The 22,699-nt window shown below is 50.5% G+C and carries 20 protein-coding genes and 1 tRNA gene; 7 read left to right on the forward strand and 14 right to left on the reverse strand.

Annotated elements, in window-relative coordinates:
* Positions 1-62: 62 nt before the first annotated feature.
* Together selB and selA are read right to left on the reverse strand one after the other, a co-directional pair.
* Positions 63-1,985, reverse strand: coding sequence for a selenocysteine-specific translation elongation factor (gene selB / locus Psch_RS03045; RefSeq protein WP_134217375.1), 1,923 nt, complete (start codon positions 1,983-1,985; stop codon positions 63-65).
* Positions 1,986-2,108: 123 nt separating this feature from the next.
* A complete protein-coding gene (gene selA, locus Psch_RS03050; protein ID WP_134217376.1) occupies positions 2,109-3,518 on the reverse strand; it encodes an L-seryl-tRNA(Sec) selenium transferase in 1,410 nt (469 codons plus the stop codon).
* Positions 3,519-3,854: 336 nt separating this feature from the next.
* On the opposite strand from selA, the gene purL reads away from it, so the two are divergent.
* The 4 genes from purL to Psch_RS21350 all read left to right on the forward strand — a co-directional run bounded on the left by purL (position 3,855) and on the right by Psch_RS21350 (position 9,103).
* Positions 3,855-6,689, forward strand: a complete 2,835-nt coding sequence (gene purL, locus Psch_RS03055) for a phosphoribosylformylglycinamidine synthase subunit PurL (protein ID WP_190239076.1) — start codon at positions 3,855-3,857, stop codon at positions 6,687-6,689.
* A complete protein-coding gene (gene purQ, locus Psch_RS03060; RefSeq protein WP_190239077.1) occupies positions 6,689-7,471 on the forward strand; it encodes a phosphoribosylformylglycinamidine synthase I in 783 nt (260 codons plus the stop codon). The genes purL and purQ overlap by 1 nt, the downstream gene beginning before the upstream one ends.
* 415 nt (positions 7,472-7,886) lie before the next feature.
* On the forward strand, positions 7,887-8,825 hold the full coding sequence (locus Psch_RS03065) for a L,D-transpeptidase family protein (protein WP_134217379.1): 939 nt from the start codon (positions 7,887-7,889) through the stop codon (positions 8,823-8,825).
* A 149-nt stretch (positions 8,826-8,974) separates the two neighbouring features.
* Positions 8,975-9,103, forward strand: coding sequence for a hypothetical protein (locus Psch_RS21350; protein ID WP_282432417.1), 129 nt, complete (start codon positions 8,975-8,977; stop codon positions 9,101-9,103).
* Between the two features lie 12 nt (positions 9,104-9,115).
* Here the strand turns inward: Psch_RS21350 and Psch_RS03070 are convergent, their stop codons facing one another.
* From Psch_RS03070 to Psch_RS03095, 6 genes are all read right to left on the reverse strand, one after another.
* Positions 9,116-9,964, reverse strand: coding sequence for a menaquinone biosynthetic enzyme MqnA/MqnD family protein (locus Psch_RS03070; RefSeq protein WP_134217380.1), 849 nt, complete (start codon positions 9,962-9,964; stop codon positions 9,116-9,118).
* A 72-nt stretch (positions 9,965-10,036) separates the two neighbouring features.
* Positions 10,037-10,756, reverse strand: a complete 720-nt coding sequence (locus Psch_RS03075; RefSeq protein WP_134217381.1) for a demethylmenaquinone methyltransferase — start codon at positions 10,754-10,756, stop codon at positions 10,037-10,039.
* A gap of 24 nt (positions 10,757-10,780) precedes the next feature.
* The gene (locus tag Psch_RS03080) at positions 10,781-11,557 is read right to left on the reverse strand and encodes a polyprenyl synthetase family protein (RefSeq protein WP_134217382.1); all 777 of its coding nucleotides are present in this window, start codon (positions 11,555-11,557) and stop codon (positions 10,781-10,783) included.
* Between the two features lie 182 nt (positions 11,558-11,739).
* The gene (gene speD / locus Psch_RS03085; protein ID WP_134217383.1) at positions 11,740-12,120 is read right to left on the reverse strand and encodes an adenosylmethionine decarboxylase; all 381 of its coding nucleotides are present in this window, start codon (positions 12,118-12,120) and stop codon (positions 11,740-11,742) included.
* Positions 12,121-12,608: 488 nt separating this feature from the next.
* Positions 12,609-12,797 carry a ferredoxin gene (locus Psch_RS03090; RefSeq protein ID WP_134217384.1) on the reverse strand — a complete coding sequence of 63 codons (189 nt, stop codon included), beginning with the start codon at positions 12,795-12,797 and terminating at the stop codon, positions 12,609-12,611.
* 141 nt (positions 12,798-12,938) lie between these two features.
* Positions 12,939-13,016, reverse strand: a tRNA-Pro gene (locus Psch_RS03095).
* A 244-nt stretch (positions 13,017-13,260) separates the two neighbouring features.
* Here Psch_RS03095 and Psch_RS03100 point away from each other — a divergent pair.
* The 3 genes from Psch_RS03100 (at position 13,261) to Psch_RS03110 (ending at position 16,380) form a co-directional block, all read left to right on the forward strand.
* Positions 13,261-14,691 carry an NAD-dependent malic enzyme gene (locus tag Psch_RS03100; protein ID WP_134217385.1) on the forward strand — a complete coding sequence of 477 codons (1,431 nt, stop codon included), beginning with the start codon at positions 13,261-13,263 and terminating at the stop codon, positions 14,689-14,691.
* Between the two features lie 36 nt (positions 14,692-14,727).
* Positions 14,728-15,240: an NUDIX hydrolase gene (locus Psch_RS03105; RefSeq protein ID WP_134217386.1), complete on the forward strand. Its 513-nt coding sequence runs from the start codon at positions 14,728-14,730 to the stop codon at positions 15,238-15,240.
* A gap of 426 nt (positions 15,241-15,666) precedes the next feature.
* The gene (locus tag Psch_RS03110; protein WP_190239078.1) at positions 15,667-16,380 is read left to right on the forward strand and encodes a PHP domain-containing protein; all 714 of its coding nucleotides are present in this window, start codon (positions 15,667-15,669) and stop codon (positions 16,378-16,380) included.
* Between the two features lie 832 nt (positions 16,381-17,212).
* Here the strand turns inward: Psch_RS03110 and Psch_RS03115 are convergent.
* The 6 genes from Psch_RS03115 to Psch_RS03140 are packed head-to-tail and all read right to left on the reverse strand — an operon-like array spanning position 17,213 to position 22,642.
* Positions 17,213-18,397, reverse strand: a complete 1,185-nt coding sequence (locus Psch_RS03115) for a nucleotidyltransferase domain-containing protein (RefSeq protein WP_190239079.1) — start codon at positions 18,395-18,397, stop codon at positions 17,213-17,215.
* Positions 18,378-20,078 (reverse strand): ABC transporter ATP-binding protein, encoded by a 1,701-nt coding sequence (locus tag Psch_RS03120; protein WP_243123933.1) that lies wholly within the window; start codon positions 20,076-20,078, stop codon positions 18,378-18,380. The genes Psch_RS03115 and Psch_RS03120 overlap by 20 nt, the downstream gene beginning before the upstream one ends.
* Complete coding sequence (locus tag Psch_RS03125; protein ID WP_243123934.1) at positions 20,065-20,559, reverse strand: S24/S26 family peptidase; 495 nt, start codon at positions 20,557-20,559, stop codon at positions 20,065-20,067. The genes Psch_RS03120 and Psch_RS03125 overlap by 14 nt, the downstream gene beginning before the upstream one ends.
* A complete protein-coding gene (locus tag Psch_RS03130; RefSeq protein ID WP_190239080.1) occupies positions 20,552-20,815 on the reverse strand; it encodes a PqqD family protein in 264 nt (87 codons plus the stop codon). The genes Psch_RS03125 and Psch_RS03130 overlap by 8 nt, the downstream gene beginning before the upstream one ends.
* Positions 20,812-21,636 (reverse strand): hypothetical protein, encoded by an 825-nt coding sequence (locus Psch_RS03135; RefSeq protein ID WP_243123935.1) that lies wholly within the window; start codon positions 21,634-21,636, stop codon positions 20,812-20,814. Before Psch_RS03135 ends, Psch_RS03130 begins: the two co-directional genes overlap by 4 nt.
* Entirely contained in the window at positions 21,572-22,642 is a 1,071-nt protein-coding gene (locus tag Psch_RS03140; RefSeq protein WP_190239081.1) for an S-layer homology domain-containing protein, read from the reverse strand. Before Psch_RS03140 ends, Psch_RS03135 begins: the two co-directional genes overlap by 65 nt.
* Positions 22,643-22,699: the final 57 nt, after the last annotated feature.

Consider the following 22,699-nt stretch of genomic DNA (forward strand, 5'->3'; position numbering starts at 1 on the left):
TGGTATTTTCATGATACGTGGCGCGGCGATAAAAGCATGATGAGCCTTTGTCTGCAACATCATTAATTTTCCAGGGCCCGTCCCGGCAAGCGCTTGTCTCCGACGCGCCGGGTTAATTTCTCACGGTCGAAATATTCCAGGAGCGGCAAAGCAAACTTCCGGGAAGTCTGTAATAGGTCCCGTACCTCCGCTACCGTTATTTCTCCCTTGTCCCTGAGACTCTGGCTCACTTTCTGGCGGGCGCTGGCTAAAACATCCTTTAAAAAATAGAGTTCTTCGGCAATCTTAACCAGGTCCCCTGTCCTTAACATGTACTGCAGCAGTTCGGCTGCAAAAACTTCGTCCAGGCCGGCGCTGCGGCTGAGGCCATTCCATGAGGGGGGGAGGAAGGCGAACTCTTCCAGTTCATGTTTAATCCGGCTGATTAATTTTTCCTGCTGCGGGGAAGGACCTGCTGCAAAACCCTGCAGCGCTACCGCTTGCGGTGTCACACGGAGCAACCCGTCCTTTTCCATTTCCAGCAACAGCATCTGGAATACCCTGCTGTTTAAAACCTGAAATTTTCGGGAACGAAGGTCTTCCCTTGGATAGCCCTCACGGAGGGGAAAGTCGCGGTGGTATGTCTCAAGCAGCTGGGCTAGGGCAGCGGACCAGCGCTGATAAATAACTGATGAAACATAGTATGTTTTACCGTCACCACTGATCATTTTGGCCCTGCCCTCTTTGACCAGCTCGCTGGCTGCCTCGACTATCTCTTCATCCTTTAAACCCGTACCAGTTGCAATTTCGCCGGGGATATGCAACCCACTGCCGGCAGTTAGAAACTGGTCCACCAGTTCAGCCGGGGTCCCCCGCTCACGCGTTGCCAGGGCGCTTAGCACCTCACTGCGGAAACGTTTATGCTTGCGCCTGGGGAGCGGGTCTATCACGGTCCCTCCCCCGATGGTTTCCATGGGGGAATAGGAGCGGATCACAAAACGGTCACCCTTGGCCGCGACCAACTGTTCTTCCAACTCCACTTGCGCATAAGCAAGCGTTCCCGGTTCCATTTCTTCGCGGTCCAGGAGTACCACCCTGCCGAGGGTTTCACTGGTACCCAGGTAAAAACGCACCCTCGTCCTGTTTTTCAGGGGCCGCGCCGCGCTGTCCAATAACAACAGGTGGATATCTACACGGTTGGCGGGGGTCAAGGTTTTTACCCCCGCCACTACGCTGCCCCGCTCAACCTGCTCCAACTCCAGTCCGGCCAGGTTGACGGCCACCCTTTGACCGGCTTCCGCCACTTCTACCTTCTCCCCGTGCACCTGGAGGGAACGGACCCTTGAAACGAGACCCTGGGGCTGGATTTCAACGGAGTCGCCAACGCGGAGCACACCTGCTACCAGCGTGCCGGTTACCACCGTGCCGAAGCCGGTGATGGTAAAAACACGGTCCACCGGCAACCTGGGCGATCCGCTGCTTACCCTGGAGACAGTCTGCCCGGCCAACTGGTCGATTTTTTCCAGCAAGTCCCGGATGCCCTGCCCGGTTACCGCCGAAACTTTCAACACGGGGGCGTCCTCTAAAACGGTGCCTTTTAAAAAGTCGCGCGCCTCCTCCTCCACCAGTTCCAGCCAATCATCTTCCACCAGGTCGGTCTTGGTCAGTACCACAATTCCTTTTTGGACCTGCAGCAGCTGAAGGATATCCAGGTGCTCACGCGTTTGGGGCATTACTCCCTCATCGGCGGCAATCACCAGCAGGACCAGGTCGAAGCCTCCGGCTCCTGCCAGCATGTTCTTAATGAACCGTTCATGACCTGGTACATCGACAATGCCGGCCCTGCGCCCTCCCGGCAATTGCAGGGAGGCAAAGCCAAGTTCAATAGAGATGCCCCGTTCTTTTTCTTCTTTCAGGCGGTCGGTGTCGATCCCGGTTAAAGCCCTGACCAGGGCCGTCTTACCGTGGTCAACATGGCCTGCGGTACCGATAATAAGGTGTTTCAAAATAAGCACATCCTTGCTAAATTGAAAAGACCGGGTTCATATTATCCAAACTGAGGTTTATAATTGACTCCGCAAAACTGTGAATATAATTCTGAACCATATCGTGCTATCTTTCACCTTTTTCTATTGAAGCGCTTTGGCAAACGCGCCGGCCAGCAGTTGAAACTCCCCGTCTGCAATGGTGCGGACATCAAGGAGAAGTTTATCTTCCTGTACCCGCCCCATCACGGCCGGCTCACCTCGCCGCAGCGCCTCCTGCAGTTCACCTGCTGAGCTTTTTCCCGGCTGTACCACCACAACAGCGGTTGGGAGGGCTGCTGTGGGCATGGCCCCGCCACCCACCGCCGACAAACCCTCCTCCAGTTCCACCCGAGCCCGGCTTCCCGCAACCTCACGCAAGAAGACTGCCAGTTGCGAAGCTTTTTGCCGCAATTGCTCCAGAGGTACGGTCAACATCTTGAGAGTAGGGATTCCGCCAAGAGCCTGTTCTTCGTCCAGGTAAAGCCTTAAGGTAGCTTCAAGCGCCGCAACCGTCATTTTGTCGATACGAATCGCCCTCGTTAGAGGGTTCTTCTTCATTTTATCGATATAGACACGTTTTCCTATGATAATACCGGCTTGAGCTCCACCGAGAAGCTTGTCCCCGCTGAAGGTCACAATGTCTGTCCCGGCGCCGACCGTCGCCTGCACTGTAGGTTCCCAGGGCAAACCATAGCGACTCAAGTCAATAAGAAATCCGCTGCCCAGATCGGATACCACCGGGAGCTTAAACTCCCGGCCTAACTCAACCAGTTCACCGACCGTAGTCTCCCTGGTAAAGCCGACTATACGGTAATTGCTGGTATGTACGTGCAGCAGCAGCGCGGTGTCTTGACTGATTGCCCGGCGGTAGTCATCAGGATAGGTCTTGTTAGTGGCGCCGACCTCGATCAGGCGGGCGCCGCTTTGCGCCATTACTTCCGGTATCCGGAAAGAACCGCCTATTTCCACCAACTGGCCTCTGGACACAATAACCTCCTGCCCGCGCGCCATAGTGCTCAGCGCCAACAGCACAGCGGCCGCGTTATTGTTAACGACCAAAGCCGCCTCGGCCCCGGTAAGGGTTGTCAGCAATTTCTCCAGAGGGGCATACCTGGAGCCTCTCCGCCCGGTCTCCAGGTCCAATTCCAGGTTTGAGTAATTGGCCACCACATCGCTGACGGCATGCCTGGCTTGCTCAGCCAGGGGCGCCCTCCCCAGGTTGGTATGAAGGACAACACCTGTCGCGTTAATGACCCGGCGCAGGTTGGGACGAACCGAACGTGTTGCCGCGGCTATGGTTTTTAAAACAACCCGCTCCAGACAGGCGGGCTTTCCACCTTCCCCGGCAACCAATGTGTCCTCCGAGAGAATTGCCATCCTTTCTGCAGCAAGAGCTTCCCTGATAGCGTCAACTACAACGCTGCGGGGATATGAGGCCAAGGCTTCGTTCATCTGGTCACACCTCAGAACCTCGTCAACTGACGGCAAAAGTCTGAGTAATTGATTCCGCATAGGTCCTCCTAAAATAGTACAGTTATTTATTCAATACTATTTTTAGACTATTTTAAAATTATATGGCAGTATGGGAGCAAAAGCAAGTATTAGGGCATAAAGACTCCATAAACCCCGTTTTTTGAGGGCATTAATAACATTTGCAAATAGGTCAACGGATTTGTATAATTATTATGGTATGAACCATGAAGCAAGTGAACCGCGTGTAACAGCGGTTTTATTTATTTTCCGCTGTGGCAGGAAAAAACAGGACCGTTGTCATATATTTGTCATATGCATGATTGAGCCGACAAACCGCACCGTGTCTGCTGCCATATTTGATGGGAGGTTAAAACAATGATCCAAGAGGTGCGTGTCATAGCTAAACCGGGACTTCCGGACAGCAAGGGCGATGAAAGCCTGTATGAGATAAACCGGGCTCTGGGTATCCAGAGCGTTGAGAAGGTCCGGACTGCCCGGGTATTCCGTTTTGAAGGGATTTCTGAAAAAGAAGCCGCCTACCTGGCCGGGAAACTCCTGGCCGAGGATGTGTTTCAGACTTACCGGGTTAACGGCCCTGTCATTGAAGATGCGGCGGTCGTGCTTGAGGTTGCCTATAAACCTGGAGTTATGAACCCGGAAGCTGCTTCTTTACTCAAGTCGGCCTCAGACCTCGGCATAACCGGACTAATTGCCGCGGATTCAAGCTGGGAATACGGCTTTTACGGCCGTGACATATCCGGCGCGGATATTGAGCGCATCTTAAACAGCCTGCTGGTAAATGCCACCATCGAGTACGTGGTCAGGGAAAAACCTCAAACCCTGGTTATCAAAGGAGTTCCCGGCCCGACCGGGGTTATCCCCATCCGCCGGATGAGCGACGAGGAACTGCTTACCTTAAGCCGGGACAAGCTCTTTTTAAACCTCGAGGAAATGAAGGTAGTTCAAAAATATTTTGCCGGTCTGCAAAGAGACCCCACCGACTGTGAAATAGAGATTATTGCCCAAACCTGGTCGGAGCACTGCGTGCATAAAACCTTCAGGGCCAAAATCTCAATGGACGGGCAAGAAAAACCCCCTCTGCTGAAACGATTAAAAGACGCTACAGCCCGGAGCAAACACCCATTGGTACTTTCAGCTTTTGTTGACAACTCCGGGGTCATGGAGTTTTATGAGGGTACGGCAATTTGCGGCAAGGTTGAGACTCACAACTCCCCTTCTGCCATCGAGCCTTACGGCGGCGCTATGACCGGCAGCGGCGGCGTCTTCCGGGATATTGTCGGAACCGGTTTGGGAGCGAAAGTGCTGGCCTCCACCAACATGTTCTGTTTCGCGCCGCCGGGAACCCCCGGCGAAGATATACCGCCCGGCTGCCTTCACCCCCACTACCTGTTGCGGCGGGTTGTTACAGGAGTCAAAGACTACGGCAACCGGATGGGTATCCCGACCAACAACGGGTCGGTCCATTTTCACCCTGATTTCCGGGCCAAACCCACCGTAATCGTGGGCGCTTACGGTATCCTTCCGGCAGGTTCCAGCCGGAAACGCCAGCCGGAAGCGGGCGACCTGGTCCTTACTCTTGGCGGGCGCACCGGGCGTGACGGCATCCACGGAGCTACTTTTTCCAGCGGCGAGATGACCGACCGGACTATTGACGTCAACGCCAGCGCTGTCCAGATTGGCCACCCGATTGAAGAAAAGCGAATGTTTGACGCCATCCTGGCCGCCAGGGACAAAGGACTGCTCCGGGCCATCACCGACTGCGGCGCCGGCGGATTTGCTTCGGCTGTAGGAGAAATGGGCTCGGAAATCGGGGTCAACATAGCCCTGGACCGGGCGCCGTTGAAATACCCTGGTCTGGCGCCGTGGGAAATCCTGCTTTCGGAGAGCCAGGAAAGGATGGTGCTGGCAGTTGCTCCAGCGCACCTTGAGCAACTGCTGGAAATCTGCCGGGGTTACAACGTTGAAGCCACCGTCCTGGGTGAATTCACAGGGGACAAGCGCTTTTGCGCCACTTATGAAGGCTTGACCGTAATGGACCTGGAGATGGAGTTTCTGCACGACGGGCTGCCCCAGCGGTTTATGACGGCTGCCTGGCAGCGGCCGGAACACCCCGAACCCACACTGCGGGAAACGCGTAACTGGTCCAGGCTGTTTGCCCGCGTCATGGGGCACTTGAATGTTTGTTCCAAAGAACCAATTATCAGGCTGTACGACCATGGTGTTCAGGGGACCAGCGCACTTCCGCCGTTTGCCGGGGCGAATGGGGACGGACCAAATGACGCCGCCATCCTCACCCCTCTGCTGGGGAAACCTTACGGCATGGTTATCTCACATGGATTAAACCCTGTTTTAAATATGATCGACCCTTACCACGGCAGTCTCTGGGCGGCTGCGGAAGCTGTCTCCAACGCCGTTTCGTCCGGCGCCAACCCAAGAGAAATGGTCTTGATCGATAACTTTATCTGGCCTTTCCCGGACGAGGACGCTTTAGGCGCACTTGACATGTCGGTTGATGCCTGCGTCGACTTCGTCCGCGCCACGGGCATGCCTTTCATATCGGGAAAAGACAGCCTTTCCAGCACTTACCGGGGCCAAGACGGAACAGTCATTAAAATTCCGCCGGTCCTCTGTGTTTCCGTATTTGGACGAATACCTGATGTTTCACGAACCGTGTCGGCAGATTTTAAAGGAGCAGGCAATCAAATCGTACTGGTGGGTTGCCGCAACACGTCCGAAATGGCAGGCTCCGTTTATTACGACCTGCAGGGCGCCATTGGGCAAAACCTGCCGAAGCTCGACCCTGACAACCTGATGAAGGTCTTTGAAGCCGTCTACGCGGCCATAGACTCCGGCAAACTATTGGCCTGTCATGATATCAGTGAAGGAGGTCTGGGCGCGGCTCTGGCCGAAATGTGCTTCGGTGGCGCTACAGGCGCTTCAATCACAATACCTGCGGACGAAAATCCTGAGCAATTCCTTTTCAATGAGACGGCAGGCTGCTTCCTGGCCGAGCTGCCTGCAGATGCGGACCTGGCGGATATCTTTAGCGGGGTACCTTGCAGCGTCATCGGCAAGACAACCGCGGGAGGACTGCTCACCGCAGAGCAGTATGGAAAAACGCTGTTCACCCTCAACCTGGATGAGTTAAAGGAAGCCTGGCAGCGGCCGATGAAGGAGGTATTCCATTAATGCTGAAACCCCGTGTTTGCATACTGAGGACCGACGGGATCAACTGCGACGAAGAAACTTTTTACGCCTTTAACAAGGCAGGAGCCGAATGCCGCATGGTCCATGTCAATCAGATCAGAAGCGGTGAAGAAAAGCTGGCTTCCTATCAGATTCTCGCATTGCCCGGTGGTTTTTCCTATGGTGACGACGTCCACTCAGGTAAAATCCTGGCGGTGGAACTGGCCTCCTTCTTGAAAGAACAATTGGAGGAGTTTGTAGCGGCCGGCAAGCTGGTCCTTGGGATTTGCAATGGTTTCCAGGTACTGGTGCGCACCGGGCTCCTGCCGGAGCGTCATCTTGGCGAAATAAACGCTACCCTGATGGCCAATGAAAATAGTCATTTTGAATGCCGCTGGGTTAACCTGCTGGTAGAGCGCAGTCATTGTGTCTTCACCCGCAGCCTGGAAGGTTCCATCATCAGCGTACAGGTCGCCCACGGCGAAGGTAAATTTTATACAGCCCCGGCCACACTCCAGGGTATAGAAAACCGGGGCCAGGTTGTCTTCCGCTACGCCGGTCCCGACGGAAGACCCACGGTGCTGTACCCGCATAACCCCAACGGCTCTCTGAACGCAATTGCCGGTGTCTGTGATACCACAGGGAGGATTATGGGGATGATGCCTCACCCGGAAAGGTTTGTGGAAAAAACCCAGCACCCCAACTGGCGCAGGATGCTGTCGGACACCATCCCGCACGGCCTGGCTATTTTTAAAAACGCGGTCGATTATTCTAAACAGATGTAGTCAATACCAAGCGCATGCCACCGGGATCTATAAGACTCGCTGCAAAGCGGCGAGTCTTATAGATCCCGTTTTTTTAAACCTGTATGATGATGAATACTGCCAACCAAAGCCCGTTTTTGTAACTGACTGACTAACATCTTAAAAGTGCCGACAACTGCACTTTTTTTTTCCACCCTGAAAATACAAACAGGCGTATCCCCTATAGGTGCGAATCATTCGCCCAAAAATTGCATTAGACGCCCAAGTGCGGCGCTGAAGCGCCGTTGTGCGATTGAAATGGCGCCTACATATTTTCATGATACGCGGCGGCGTGTGGAACTACCCTGCATTAAATACCGGCGGCCGTAAAACAATATAAAAAAACATGTCACCCGGCACACGACCGGGAAGCTTATCTTGGGAGGTTTGAAGCAGCTTGAATTATTCTCGCCTGGGAGCCGCAACGTTTGCATTTGTTTTTTTCTGTTTTGCGCTGACCTCAACGTCTGAGGCCTTGCAGAACTTGGCCTGCCCGCTCAATCCCGAGCAAGGTCGCGTACTTTTTTTAAAAGAGCCCAATATTTCAGGACGTGATGTGGCCGAACTTCAGGAAAGGCTTAAAGCGCTTGGCTACTACAAAGGTGCTATTAACAGTGTCTATAACGACGAAACGTCACGGGCTGTGGCCTCAGCCCAGGAGAACCTCGATCTGCACCCCAATGGTACGGTTGACCATGTTACCCTCCAGGCACTGGTTGCCGCTACCGATCAGAAGCTTTTTAAGTCAAAAATGCCTGCTGTTCCCGAGAAAGTCAGCGTTATCATTGATATGGACAGGCTCATCCTGACCATTTTTGACGGGACGGAGCCGGTCCGGCAGTATCCGGTTGCCATGGGCAAATATGAAACCCCTACCCCGGTTGGCAACTGGGAAATCGTCTCAAAGTCCATGAATCCGCCTGACGCTATGGGTACACGGTGGCTTGGGCTTAATATCCCTTACGGAAACTACGGTATCCACGGCACCAACGTGCCCGGCAGCATCGGGAGCTTTGCCAGCCACGGCTGTATCCGTATGCATAATGCACATGTGGAGGAAATATTCCCCAGTGTAACCGTAGGTACAGCAGTAACCATCGTCGGGACACCTTTCGGAGCGCCCGGCGCCCCGCCCTCCGTCCTCGGGCTTGGCAGTAGAGGGCCGGATGTCCTGGAGGTCCAGCGCTCTTTAAAAAGGCTGGGTTACCTGAAATGGAACCCCGACGGCTTTTGGGGAGAAGGCACTGAAAAGGCAGTGAAAAAATTAAGGCAGGACAACGGCCTGAAAGGGATGAACGTAGTGGATGACGAAGTTTATAATTTGCTGGGGCTTTAATAACCAGCGCCTTGCTGCATGCTCTTAGGGGGTGCTAGGGATCAAATACGATATAATTATCGCCGGCGCCGGCCCGGCCGGTTCAACCCTGGCTTACCTCGTGGATCATAAGACCAATCTTAATAAAACACCGGATCTGTTACAGCCTGATGGAAAAACACCCCGCTATCGCTGAACTGATGTGCCGAACCCTTACCGGTGAAACAAGCTACGCCGACCTTAAAGATAGCGCGCTGCGCCTGGCACGCAAGGTTGCGACAATAGCCCGGCAGGCTTGACCGGGTGATCATTTATTCAACGGATTCTCCCCATACGTGCAGCTTGGCCCTTTCATCAATCAAACCGCTCTTGTAAGCGTAATCGTAATAAACAAGCAGTGCCCGGCGGCAGCTTTCGTCAAAATCGTAGCTGATTGTTGCAAAATAATCCTCAATAACGGGCAGCGGCAGGCCGGTTTGTTTTCTGGCTTGGGCAATTATAGCAGGCATCCGATTGAGTCCCATGATCTTTGATTCCAGAAGAATATTGCTGATCTTAGCTATTTTGTCAGAACGGTCATTGGAGTCTGAGCTCCGGACCACCCATAAAGCGTATACCATTTTTTCCCCGGTGAATTCCTGCCAAACCTCGCCAAGATCGGTCACATGATAGGGCAGGTGTTCTTCTTTCACCCGCTGGTAGGCCAGCATAGCGTCATCCCCGGTCAGCAGCGCCCCGTCCGACCATGCCATCATATGGTCAAGTTCAGGGGACAATGTCTCAAACTGTACGTCCACATGGTAGTAGTGGTCGAACAATACTTTTAACAGAACTACTGAGGCGGCGGATGTTTCAGCGAGGCTGACATTCCGGCCTTCAAGTTCCGTAACCGGAAGTTTACTAAAAAAAAGGGTGTTGGATACCCGGCCCTTGGCGCTGATAGACAGGCCTGGCAGAATAAGGCAGTAGTCCATGTTGCGAGCGTATTCTATTGAGGATATCGGGGTCACATCCAGATCCCCCTGCAAAAAAAGCTTGTTTAAACAGGTCGGCGCTCCTTTGACCAATTCGGCATCCAGGGACAGGAGACCCTCTTCCAGGGCATGGTAGACCGGCAGACAGTTCAGGTAATCCACCTGCCCTATGCGAAGTCTGGACACTATAAACCCCCCTCAACAACATTATTAATGGCGTCCCGATCAAGGATGTCTTTATGTAATATAGTTATGCATTTATCGTTTAATACCAATATGTACAGCAACAATTCCACCGGTAAGTTCGTGATAGTAAACGTCAGCCAGGCCGGCTTTTTGGAAAAGCTCGCAGACTTCCGACTGGTGGGGGAAATTTTTCAGTGAGGTGGGAAGCCAGCTATACGGACCATTCTGGCCTACCCCCATCCTTCCCAGCAGGGGCACCAGGTGATTGAAATATAAATAATATAGCTGTTTGAAAACGGGCGCGCCTGGTTTAGCCAGTTCCAGGGAGAGGACTTTCCCGCCTGGTTTGACCACCCTGCGCATCTCCTTAATCGTTTTAAGGATATCCGGCACATTGCGCAGGGCAAAGCCAATAGTGGCACAGTCAAAAGTATTGTCCTCAAACGGCAGCTGCATGGCGTTCCCTTTCACCAACTCAATCACCCCCTGGTAAGGGGTGCGCTTGATGTTGTCAACTGCCTTCTGCAGCATATTCTCACAGAAGTCAAGGCCCACCACTCGCCCGTTCATGCCTACCACCCTGGCCTGTTCGAGCGCCAGCATACCGGTGCCGCAACAGACATCCAGCCCCGCGCTGCCTGGCTGGAGCCCGGAATGACGGACCGTGAACTTTCTCCAATATTTATCACGGTTGAAAGACAAGGTTGTATTGAGCAGGTCATACCTGTGGGCAATAGACGAGAAAACCTCGTGGACGTATCTTTCTTTATCGCGGTCATGCGCAAACTGCATTTAACACCCTTCTTCACCAGTTACCTAGATTACCATCCGGCAGGCAGCCAACCCCTGGCCGGATAAATTGCATACCAGTTTTTCAAGCCATAACCTTTCCGGCTTGCAAGGAATAAGGTGCAGCGCCTCTTTGGCCTCAAGAAGATAAGGCGCTGCATGTTCCGCTTTCATACCCTCCTCCAGGAGGCCATAAGCCATACCAAGGCTTTTCCCAAAACGCCTCATAGTTTTCTGGTCGACTACAGGCGCGCCGGCCAGTTGTGCGCTCAGAGAACAGCACCCGCCAAACAGCTCGGCTGATTCCTTTTGAATTGCGTCACGTAAAGCCCTGGTGGGGGAAGTCTGCGACTTGAGCTTCTGCTTCATGATCCCGCCTTCGTGCATATTGCAGATAATTTCCGCTATCGGGCTTAATAAAGTCAGCATACCCGCTTCAGACAAAAGGCTAAAGAATTTTCCGTACAGGTAATCACCTACCAGTACCGGGAACTGCGAGCCGATACTCGGGTCTTCGGGTATTCCAAAGGTTTCCGTGTCGGACTCGGAAACACCGCGTTGGACATTCGCAGCCATATATATAAACTGAAAGACACTGGCGAGAACCACCGTCTTCTCAGTAACATTTCCATAAATCCGTGAAGACAGTATAACCAGTGCCGGTCTTATATTCTGATTAACAGGAGACAGCTCCAGGTTGGCGAAGGATCCCAGGTATCCCGCTTTTATCTTCAGATGATCTTCAATCAGACTTTTTACCCAGGTCAGCTCCCTCTCTATCTGCTCGATAATGTGGCTTAACATTTGGCATGGCTCCCCCTTTTCTACCTATGTATATATTCGTTATTGTCTCACAATTTCCTCCTGAACTGTAATTTTTACTGTTTACCGGGGTATATTGTTTAAAAAAATTAACGAGCCCTGCATCTTTTTTAGCTGCAAGGCCCGCTAACCCAATTTTCTGTTGGTACTAATAAATATCCCTCCTATAGATTTACGGCTTCCCCAAGGTAAACTTCCGGCATCATGCCCCGCTTCATTTCTTTGGCGGTAGTTTGTTTGGCATTAAAGTGGTCGGTAAGGTAGTTGCATGCGTCCCAGGGATTTACTTTTTCACCGCAGGTGAATACGTCTACTGCCGCATAGCCCAGTTCCGGCCAGGTATGGATAGCCAGGTGCGATTCTGAAATTACTACCACACCGCTAACCCCTTGAGGACTGAATTTGTGAAATACACATTCTCTGACTTCGGCGCCTGCTTCCAGCGCAGCGTTAACCATGATTTCTTCAACCCTGTTGATGTCGTTAAGGATGTCGAAGTCGCATCCACAAATCTCAGCCAATACATGGCGGCCCAAATGTTTCATTTATCTGCCTCCCCTTTTGGACAATATTTTTGGAATTAACAAACCCCCCGTTTAAACTCAAAGGATTGGTCAATTCCAATCAAATTCAATTTTAGCATATTATCTTATCTTGTCAATAAAATTTTAGTATCTGTAACCACAACACAATTTGTGTAAAAACAAGCCGGTAATGCTCATAAAAACTCTAAATTTGCGTTTTTGCCGTATTCCTTTAGACACCTATACGGCGAAGACTTCACCACCTTCCGTAGTACCCGTCAAAATCACAATACCATAAGAGTTATCATGAAACAGCGACGTCAGCGGGGTACAGTTATAAACAATATACGGATCCAGAGTTAGAAAGGTGTCAAAGGATATCATATTGATAAAGGCCCCTGAATTCCACCCGGCCTTCAAGGGCCTTATAGCGTACCACCGTTCAACCGTTTACCGGCAGGGCTATTATACTGTACCCGGTGCAGCGCTAAACTCATCTATTTCCAACGTCAATCTCCTGAAATAGCACTGGTCGGGCAGCTATCAATGGCCTCTTGCGCTACTTCTTCAAATTCAGCCGGCACCTCGTCCACAGTGCTGTGAGCTTTTTCATTTTCATTCCAGCCAAAGACATCAGGACAAAGATCAACGCAAACTCCACAGCTTATGCACAATTCCTGGTCTACCTCAACTTGCATTGTTAACACCTCCTGTAAAATTTAGAGCAGATATAGTTTGGCACAAAAGGTATAAATTATGTAAAGGATTATTTATATTTGTCCCCAATAAGTAAAAACCCATGCGTCCCGTAAAACAAGGACTCATGGGTTTTTATAAAATGGTCGGAGCGACACGACTTGAACGTGCGGCCTCTACCACCCCAAGGTAGCGCTCTAGCCAAACTGAGCTACGCCCCGATGTCTTATTCGCATTAACAATTGTACCTGTTTGTTTGCTGAAAGTCAAGAAAACAGCCGTGCTAAATTTTTTCTCTTACCACAAATGCATATCCGGCATGAATGGATTGACGGTATAAGTGTAAACTTTAATGTCGTGGTTTTTATAAACAAAATTCGACAAGTATTGCATGAATGCATTTCCGTGCTAAAATATGAAATATGAATATTGTATACATTATACTGATCTAATGGAGGTTTAATCATGTCAATGCCCCTCAATATCAACATCCGGTTAAGGCTCAACAACCAGCCGGGGACTTTGGCCAGAGTCCTAACGATTGTTGCCAAGGAAAAAGGCAGCTTGGGAGCAATAGAATTAGTATCGGCTTCCCCATCGTATATCATCAGGGACCTTATGATCCGCCTGCGTGACAGGCGCCACCTCGGTGACATTATCGGAGCCCTGGACGCGCTCCCTGATGTGGAAATTATCCACGTGGCAGACCGGGTCGTTATGAAACACCTGGGGGGCAAAATTGAAGTATCCTCTACAAGACCCATTCAAAACTGGGAAGACCTCGCGCTTGTTTATACACCGGGTGTAGCCGGTGTTTCGGAAGCTATCGCGCAGGACCCGGACATGGTTTACAAACTAACCATGAAAGGCAATTCGGTAGCTATTGTCACAGATGGTTCGGCTATCCTTGGCCTGGGCAATCTCGGACCGGCTGCCGCCCTCCCGGTGATGGAAGGTAAAGCTGTTTTATTCAAGCGCTTTGCCAATATCAACGCCTTCCCTTTATGCCTTGACGTACATGAACCCGAGCAAATTATTGAAGCTGTTGCAGCCATCGCCCCTTCTTTCGGCGGCATCAACCTGGAAGATATCGCAGCTCCCAAGTGTTTTGAAATCGAAGAAAAACTGGCAAACATGCTGGATATACCTGTGTTCCACGACGACCAGCACGGCACCGCCATCGTTACCCTGGCAGGCCTCCTAAACGCTTTAAAGGTTGTGAATAAAAACATACAAGATGTACAAGTGGTGATCAGCGGAGCCGGCGCGGCCGGGGTGGCCATTACCAGATTGTTGCAAAAAGCAGGTGTAAAACATATTATAGTCTGTGATCGAAAAGGAGCTATCGCCAGGGACAACATGCCCACCGTAAATTCCAAGAAATGGATTGCTGAAAACACTAACGAGGAATGCCGGCACGGGTCACCAAAAGAAGTGCTGACGGGCGCAGACGTCTTTGTGGGGGTGTCGGCGCCACGGTTACTCAATCGTGATGATATTATGAAGATGGCTGAAAGGCCGGTTGTTTTTGCCCTGGCTAACCCCGATCCGGAAGTTGAGCCGGAGGAAATCTTCGATATCGCTGGTGTCATTGCCACGGGCAGGTCCGATTACCCCAACCAGATCAACAACGCCCTCGCCTTTCCGGGGCTTTTCCGGGGAGCGCTGAACTGTCACGCCAGAACCATCAATGATGAAATGTGCCTGGCCGCCGCCTATGCCCTGGCCGGCATCGTCAAAGACGAGCAACTTACCGCGGATAACATCATACCATCTATTTTTAACGATGTCGTGGCGCCAACCGTAGCCAAGGCCGTTGAAAAGGCGGCTGAACAAACCGGAGTATCCAGGAGTATTCTGAACGGCAAAGAAAAGGAATTTGATTCCCTACTATAGCATAATGTAACTTAAAAAGTGTTACGGGTGACGAGCATGAAACAACGCTTCTTTTACTGCCCCAAATGCGGGGGCCGGCTAAACTATAAGGAGCAAGGTGAGCGACAGAGGCTCACCTGCTCCGTGTGCTCATATATCTTGTATGAAAACCCGGTGGTAGGTGTCGCCGCAGTGGTTGCCAACGACCGCGGGCAAATCCTGCTGGGCCGGCGCAATGGAAGCTACCGGGGACTCTGGTGCATTCCCTGCGGTTATGTAGAGTACGACGAAGACGTCTGCGAAGCGATCGTACGGGAGTATAAAGAAGAGACCAATCTTGACATCAGGCTCAAGGGGGTATTCTCTGTCCAGTCAAACTTTCACAACCCGGAAACCCACACGGTCGGGATCTGGTTTAAGGCTGAAGTTACTGGAGGCGAATTGATGGCGCAAGCTGACCTGGATCAGGTAGGCTATTTTGCTTTGGACGATTTGCCGCCGCTGGCCTTTCCTACCGATGCTAAAGTTATCGAAGAGCTAAAGGATGTCTGTAGTAAAAATAAAAAATAACCATTCATTCGCACATGACCCCAAAGAAATGCTATACGCAAATAAGTTAGGTACCGGTACCTAACTTATTTCTTTTTTATCCTTATTAGTACGACCAGGAATACAATACTTTCTATTATAAAACGGCTCCTGCCCCATATGTTAACAATTCCTCTGTTTGATGCATTGAAATAATTCCAGATGGCTTGTTTAACCGGAATTTAATAAACAACTTGATCCGATTTAACATCTCAAAGATATACTCAAAATAAAGACAATATTTTAGGAAATATTATAAATCAGGTACGAGCTTTTTTCAGAAATAACCTTTCTGCTGCCGGCAGTTTAAAGGTTATTTGAAACCGCCGGCGCCGGCGCCATACTGACGCCGTATCAGCGATATGTATGTCCAGCAAAAAAGAACACAACAGGTGGAGGAAAATATCAATGTTCTTGGAAGGCGACCTGCATTTACACACTATTGCCAGTGGACACGGCTTCAGCACTGTTAAAGAGATAGCTGGAGTGGCGGCCAAGCGTGGGATAAAAATTATAGGAATTACTGATCACGGTCTCAATATGCCTGGCGGTCCACATGTGTATTACTTCAGACAACTGCTTGGTTTACCCAGGGTTATTGAAGGAGTCGAGGTCCTGCGCGGAGTCGAGGCCAACATTATTGACACTGCTGGCAACCTGGACATGCCGGAAGGTTTGTTAGCCAAACTCGATCTGGTGCTGGCGGGATTTCATGAGGAGTGCGGTTATTCAGGAAGTTCTGTTGAAGAGAACACAGCTGCTATGATCGCAGCCATTCATAATCCTTTTGTTCATATTATAACCCATCCGGGCAATCCAGTTTTCCCGGTGGACATTGAAAAGGTTGTTATTGCAGCCTGCCATGCGAAGAAGGCCCTGGAGATTAATAACAATTCATTTTGCCTGAGTCGCAGTGGCAGTGCGCCAAATTGCACTATTTTTGCCAAAGAGATTAAAAAGCACAATGCCTTACTATCAATAAACAGCGATTCACATTTTTGTGATACGGTCGGACAATGCCAGTATGCAATGGAGTTAATTAACATGACAGGTATAAATGATGAATCTATTCTAAATACCTCAGCGTTAAGAATCAAAAAATATATAGGAAAAAAAGCATAAAAAAAGCAAGGATTAATCCTGGCAGATATTTGATTTGCAGTTCTGATTTGCAAAAACAGGGTTTTGGGAAAGGCCCAAAACCCTGTAATCCTTATGCCTTTGACAATATACATGGCTTTATCAGCTTTTTTCAATAGGACCTCGATATTGTCTCCATCCCGGGGAAATACGCTAAAGACGATGCTGGCTCGAATCTGTAAGGATGCTTCGCGGAGATCAAAGCTTTTTCCAAAAATATCCAATATATTAGTCCCAATGATCTCCAACGCGAGACAATACAATTGCAAACTCATCTCCCCCAATTCACTACTCCATTTATATAAATCAAGAGATTTGTATAACCCGGCTTGTTGCGGGTTTTGGATGGTTGTAAGCTTGATAAATCTGGAACAAGAAAGTTTCATTGATACCCTTTATGACAACTGTTCGCTATGGTGATATGGCGCCTCAAGGCGCCTTCAATGGTATGTAACTCAATGTTTCCTTCCTACATAATCTAGTTTAAGGCTAAAGTGACTGGAGGCGAATTGATGGTGCAAGCTGACCTGGATCAGGTGAGTTATTTTGCTTGGGACGATTTGCCGCCGCGAGCCTTTCCTACTGATGCCAGGGTTATCGAGGAGCTCAGGAGCAGGTCGCAGACTTAACTCTCTCCGTAATAGCCCATTGACAGAATCATTAAGCCGCTGAAAACCAAATCCCTATATGAAAGGGATGTTCAAGTTTATTCAAACCATCCTATTTCCTTTGTAGACCCTCAAACTTTTTTTGATGGTTACAATAAAACACGCCGTTGCATGATTTTTCAGCAGGCACGTTGTAATTGCTATGACTATTTCAAAATCCCAGCCTTTTGGTGCAATTTTTTCATTCTGGCGATATCTTTCCCGGACACTGCATAAACGTTATAGATTGTATGAAACATGTGCCTGCGTTTGAACAGCAGGCATTTAACACCCCGCAGCACCCAGCAGGCCGGCAGGAGAAACGGTCGCGCGGTAAGAAAAGGATATGGATTTTTCAGTATTTCCACCGGAGGGAAAAACAGTTTCATCCAATAGGCATGTTTGGACGGCAGTATCTTTTTGTCCGCCCGGATACCCGGGGAGGATATAATTGAATGCTTCCGGGTGCCGTAAGCCCCGCTTGAAAATATGTACTCTGTCATTTCTTCGTATAACGCATTACTCTGTCTGCTGCCGAACCATACCTCGCCGAGTCCGCAGATGTTTTCCGCAAACTCCCGAAGGCTGACCTTGTCCAGTTCGGCTTCTATATAGTCCCAATCCATTTCATCCTTATAACGGCGACGGTAAACCCATATGTCCATGAAGGAACGGATGCCGGTCCCACCGCCTGCATAGTGTTTGGTAAGGTGGATCAGAAGATAGATGTAAAAGTCCTCACAGGAAAGCTGATACGTATATTTGCAGCCGGGTTTCAAGACAGCCCTGTCCCAGGTTTTATCCAGGTAGCCGCTATAGGGTGAATTCTCTGAAATAAGCCTGCGGTGCATTTCTATATTCATATAAGGCTCTCTGTAATGCACGTCATGGTTTCCGCCCTGGTGCTTCACAGTATAGCCCTGTCCCTGCATGGTTTGCTTTACTTTTTCTGCCTGCTCCGTTTTAAAAAAAATATCTATATCGGCCATCAGCCGCATATCGGGCTTCGGATATAAGTATTTGATTAGGCAGCCCTTCAGTGGCATACAGGCAATGCCGTTTTCCTCAAAGCTTCTTAAAAGCTGATCCACCGCAATGTGCTGGGTAGCCTCTTTAGCCATGGCCCTTTTGTATTCCTTCCGGAATTTCTCCATCACGTCCTGGGGAGGCTGCCCATCGGCATCCAGGCGGTTGAGTCCATAAAAGACCATGTTCGCTACACCGTGCCGGACCGATTGCCTGTGCAACTTTTCCCAATCCAGGTGTGACCGAGGGCTTTGTGGCTGCGCGTCATGGAGCACTGAGGAAAGCAGATGGATTAAATATTTTTGTTCAGGCCGTATGATACCCAAGGCGCTCACTCCTCTCTACTGTTTTAAGCCTTCCGTTTTCGATGCGGATTTCTTTGCTGCACAGATCAAACGCGGCCTTTTTGTGGCTGATGATGATGCAGGTCGTGTCGGTCATTTGCTTGATATTATCTAAAAGCCTTTTCTCCGTGGCTTCATCCAGAGCGGAGGTGGCTTCATCCAGGAGCAATATGGGTGCTCCGCACAGAACCGCCCTGGAGATAGCCAGCCGCTGTACCTGTCCCTGGGACAGCCCCAATCCCTTTTCTCCGATCACGGTATCCAGTCCACAGGGCAGGGTGCGTATAAACTCCGCGGCACAGCTCACCTCTGCGGCCGCCATAATTTCCGCATCGGTTGCGTTTGCATGAATAAATGCAATATTCTCCCGGATGGTCCCTGAGAGTAATAAATTATTTTGAGGGACATAGGCAAAGAGCTTTCTTGTACGCTTATCCACCGGCATCGTTTCACCGTTATTAAGCTCTATACCGATGGTCCCCCCTGTGGGTGCAAATATTCCGAGCAGTAGCATGATTAAAGTGCTTTTGCCAATGCCGGACCGCCCGGATATCACGGCAAAGCCGCCTTTTTCTATGGTTAAGCCGGCATGTTTTAATACAGGCTCCCTGTCGTACCGGAAGGAAACATCATCCAGCTTTATGCCTTGCATTGCAGAATAAACGGCGGATGCATTGATATCCTCTTTGTTCATATCTGCTTCGTCAGGCAGGTTTTCAAGCTCGATCAGCCTTTCCGCCGAGGCAATAACGCCATACGTTTTCGGGAGCAGCCCCGACAATCCGGTGAAGGGCGCCTGCACCTGTCCTACAAGCTGCAAGATGGCGGTGAGGGTGCCGAAGCTGATGGTTTGCGCCATCAGTCCGAAGGCACTCCAGACCAGCGCGTACAGGTATCCTATGGAAAAGATGAAGGAGAAGCCTGAGTTTGCCAGGATGCCGACGATATTCTTTCTGATCTTTGCCTGATAATGCTCCTGCCCGCGCTCTACCGCCTTTGTTTCCATGTTTTTCTCCGCGCCGAAAATTTTTATAACAATCAAACTCTCTAATAACTCCTGCATCAAGGAGCGCAGCATACCGTCTTTTTCCTGGACATTTTTATGGAGGTATTTGAGCTTCTTCCGAAAATATTTTGTCGTAAGGAACAGCACCAGGCCGCCAACCGCAAAGACAAGCGTAAAGGTGGGGTCAAAGACGCACAGTACCGCAAGTGCGCTGAGCAGCTTTGTCAATAAGCCTGCAAACTCCGGCACGATACCCGTGACTCCCTCGCTAACTACGGTAATATCGCCGGTGAGCCTGTTCATCAGCTCCCCGCTGTGGTATCCGGAAGTATGGGTATAATCCTTTTGCAGAATTTTCCCCAGGAGCTTGTGTTTATAGCCCATTTCCAGCCGTCCCTGTATCCTTACCTCCAGGTTCCGGCAGAAAATACGAAGGACAAGCTGCAGTACTATCACTGCAAACAGCCATAAACCCTGTGCGATCAGAGTATTTCTTTCTCCTGCCACAGCGCCGTCTACAACGCCTTTGGCCGCAAGGGCAAACAGTACGCCGCAGCCTGCAAACAGCGCATTTGCCAGTATCAAAGCGAGAAGAGAGAGGAGCTGCGTTTTTGAGTTTTGATAGATCCATGCAATGGTCTTTCTATCCTTCATCATCTTTATCTTCATTACGGTGTATAAAAAGCCGGACACCTCTGGTTAAGAGTTGTTTTCCTTTACAATAAAGCCGCCGGAGAGGATACAGGGAAACCCAAAGCCTGCAATAGACCTGATACCATAAATCATCGCAAGAGGTATATTTCCCGTTCCGCCAGAAGCCCTTGACCACACCCCTGACCTGGGAGGGCAGGACCGGATATTCCTTCACGCACTGGTTATCCCCGATGACCACATAGCCCTCCTGCCTTACCGCCACAATCCGGTGCAGGATATATTTCCCGTCCGGCCGGATAAAAAGGGGAATGTCATATTTTTTCAAGTGCTTTTCCTCCAGTTTGATGAGGCACACCTTATCCCTGCGGTGGCGCAGCATGGGAAGCATGCTGACTCCCGTGACGGTGAGGATGACTTCTCCGTCGTTTTGTAGTACCTCGGTCATCAGTGGGGAAAGCTCCGACAGTGGGACCCGTTTATTCAAAAAGAGCAGCCGCCTTCAGTTTTGCAAGAAATTCGGAAAGATCCGCTTTTGCGGCAGCTTCGTCGATTTCATATTCCTCCAGCAGGCCGGAAAGCAGCTCCTGTTCGGTTTTGTCCGTTTCCAGCAGCTTCCACAAAAATGTCCCTGCACCGTTTAAAGTGATTACGCCGGAAAAATCAAGGGCCGCCTTGCCGGTAGGCACCACCACATGATTTCCTGCCACCTCCCGCAGGAGGTATCCGTCTTTTATTTTCATCTTTGTTCTGTCCTTTCATGGTTTATCGTGTCAAAGGCCAGCTTTACCGCCTCAAGGCTGATGTTGCAGTCCATTTGATATACGGTTGTCTTTTGCAGCAGCGCATCGATCAAAGTTAAAAGCTTATTCATTTTATCCAGGTCGTTGTTGGGGTGCAAGCTCTGATAGACCAGCATCCGTATGGCTTCTTTGCTGTCCAGACGCCGGATATGATTTTCTTTTGCCTGCTGCAGAAAGACGATAGCGCCAAGGGGCACCCGGATATTAGCATTTAGAGTGCTTTTTCCGCTCCATGGGGTGCCATAGGCGTAAAAAATACCCTTCACCAGGCGCAGTACCGGCTTGTCGTCATTGACGATAACCGCTTTATCCTTGCCGAAATACTGCTGCCACAGTCCTGCATGAGTGGATTTGCCCGTGCCGCAGGAACCGGAAAAGAGCACCGCACGATTTTCCAGCGCCACCGCCGAGGAATGCAGACCAAAGCCGTCATAATCCAATATGTCCCGATAAAATGCAAAGCCGGTCTGGACATATTCCCATTCGTTCAAGGTCAGATGCGGATATTTTTCTTTTCTGCTTTTCAGATTTTCACTGTTGATATCTATGTTGATGTCCGGAAGATCCCCTGGCGAAAGCGGTTCGGTCCGATAAGGCTTTGCCTGCTTTGTCAGGGTTTCTCCCGAACATTCCATTTGTACTGTTACATCTCCAATTCTATATGTATCCATACTTCCCCCCGTGAAGCGTACGGCTTTAATAGTCGATAATCTCTCCGCCATCAAGGTTTGGAGCGCTGCTGCCGGGATCATCCGGTTCATCGGGATCCTCCGGATCGCCTGCACCGCCTGACCCTCCGGAACCACCTGAGCCACCCCAACCTCCAGTATTATCCGGTGGAGCAGGAGCTGGCTGGGGCTGATCTTCCGTCTGCTTGTCTAAGTCAATCCCCTCCTTTTCCACCACCGGCATTCCTAAATCGCAGTTCACAATTTTGATTTTACCGGCTCCGCCGCCGCGGACAAAGGTATTGCCGGTGACGGTGATATTTTCAAGGCTGACGGCACCTTCACCGATCCCTTCGGCAAGATAGAGATTGCCGGTAATTTTCATATTTTGCAGGTTTGCATCGGGGGTATTGACCACCACATTGCCGCCGATATTGCCGGTATAGCTTCCGGGCCGATACACATAGAGCTTTACGATATTGTCCAGCATCTGCACCGCTTCAGCCCGGGTCAGGCTGCCTTCCGGATGATACAATCCATTTCCTACGCCGTGGACATACCCCGCCGCCTCCATACCATCGATGGCCTCTTTTGCCCAATCAGGAAGGGTATCCTTAAAATTTGAACTGCTCCCTGTATTGCCGGCTACGGAAAATATTCTCGCATACAGCACAGCAGCTTCGGCACGGGTCAGCGGGTCATTGGGACGGGCTGTGCGGTTTCCGTTTCCGTCAAAATTGCCCTGTAAAATCCCTTTGGCATAGGCTTTGATCAGGGCATCATAGTACCAATCACCCTTTTTGATATCCGCAAAGGGGTTATCCGTCGTTCCGCCATAGCCAAAAATCCTTCCCAATATGGACATCATTTCGGCACGGGTGATTCTGGCATTGGGATTGAAGTTTTGACCGCTTCCCTTTACAATGCCCCGGCTGCTCCAATTGTCGATGGCCGGCTTTGCCCAAAAACTGTCATTTACATCTGCGAATGCGACAGGCTCTTGCGCGGCCGTTTCCGCAGCGTACACCGATCCGCCTGCGGCCGCCGCTAAAAACAATACGGCCAGGAATACTATGCAACAAGATAATTTTTTTCTCATATTCAAACTTTTCCTTTCAGGGATGTTTCCTGCCGGAGTTATCCTTTGATTTTGTAT

It is taken from the genome of Pelotomaculum schinkii (assembly GCF_004369205.1).
GTDB classification, from domain to species: domain Bacteria; phylum Bacillota; class Desulfotomaculia; order Desulfotomaculales; family Pelotomaculaceae; genus Pelotomaculum_C; species Pelotomaculum_C schinkii.

Bases quoted from the DNA above. Each gene is read 5' to 3' on its own strand.
- selA (WP_134217376.1), bottom strand. From the start codon at position 3,518: ATGCGGAATCAATTACTCAGACTTTTGCCGTCAGTTGACGAGGTTCTG.
- purL (WP_190239076.1), top strand. From the start codon at position 3,855: ATGATCCAAGAGGTGCGTGTCATAGCTAAACCGGGACTTCCGGACAGC.
- purQ (WP_190239077.1), top strand. From the start codon at position 6,689: ATGCTGAAACCCCGTGTTTGCATACTGAGGACCGACGGGATCAACTGC.
- Psch_RS21350 (WP_282432417.1), top strand. From the start codon at position 8,975: ATGGAAAAACACCCCGCTATCGCTGAACTGATGTGCCGAACCCTTACC.
- Psch_RS03075 (WP_134217381.1), bottom strand. From the start codon at position 10,756: ATGCAGTTTGCGCATGACCGCGATAAAGAAAGATACGTCCACGAGGTT.
- Psch_RS03080 (WP_134217382.1), bottom strand. From the start codon at position 11,557: ATGTTAAGCCACATTATCGAGCAGATAGAGAGGGAGCTGACCTGGGTA.
- speD (WP_134217383.1), bottom strand. From the start codon at position 12,120: ATGAAACATTTGGGCCGCCATGTATTGGCTGAGATTTGTGGATGCGAC.
- Psch_RS03090 (WP_134217384.1), bottom strand. From the start codon at position 12,797: ATGCAAGTTGAGGTAGACCAGGAATTGTGCATAAGCTGTGGAGTTTGC.
- Psch_RS03100 (WP_134217385.1), top strand. From the start codon at position 13,261: ATGTCAATGCCCCTCAATATCAACATCCGGTTAAGGCTCAACAACCAG.
- Psch_RS03105 (WP_134217386.1), top strand. From the start codon at position 14,728: ATGAAACAACGCTTCTTTTACTGCCCCAAATGCGGGGGCCGGCTAAAC.
- Psch_RS03110 (WP_190239078.1), top strand. From the start codon at position 15,667: ATGTTCTTGGAAGGCGACCTGCATTTACACACTATTGCCAGTGGACAC.
- Psch_RS03120 (WP_243123933.1), bottom strand. From the start codon at position 20,078: ATGATGAAGGATAGAAAGACCATTGCATGGATCTATCAAAACTCAAAA.
- Psch_RS03130 (WP_190239080.1), bottom strand. From the start codon at position 20,815: ATGAAAATAAAAGACGGATACCTCCTGCGGGAGGTGGCAGGAAATCAT.
- Psch_RS03135 (WP_243123935.1), bottom strand. From the start codon at position 21,636: ATGAACCGGATGATCCCGGCAGCAGCGCTCCAAACCTTGATGGCGGAG.
- Psch_RS03140 (WP_190239081.1), bottom strand. From the start codon at position 22,642: ATGAGAAAAAAATTATCTTGTTGCATAGTATTCCTGGCCGTATTGTTT.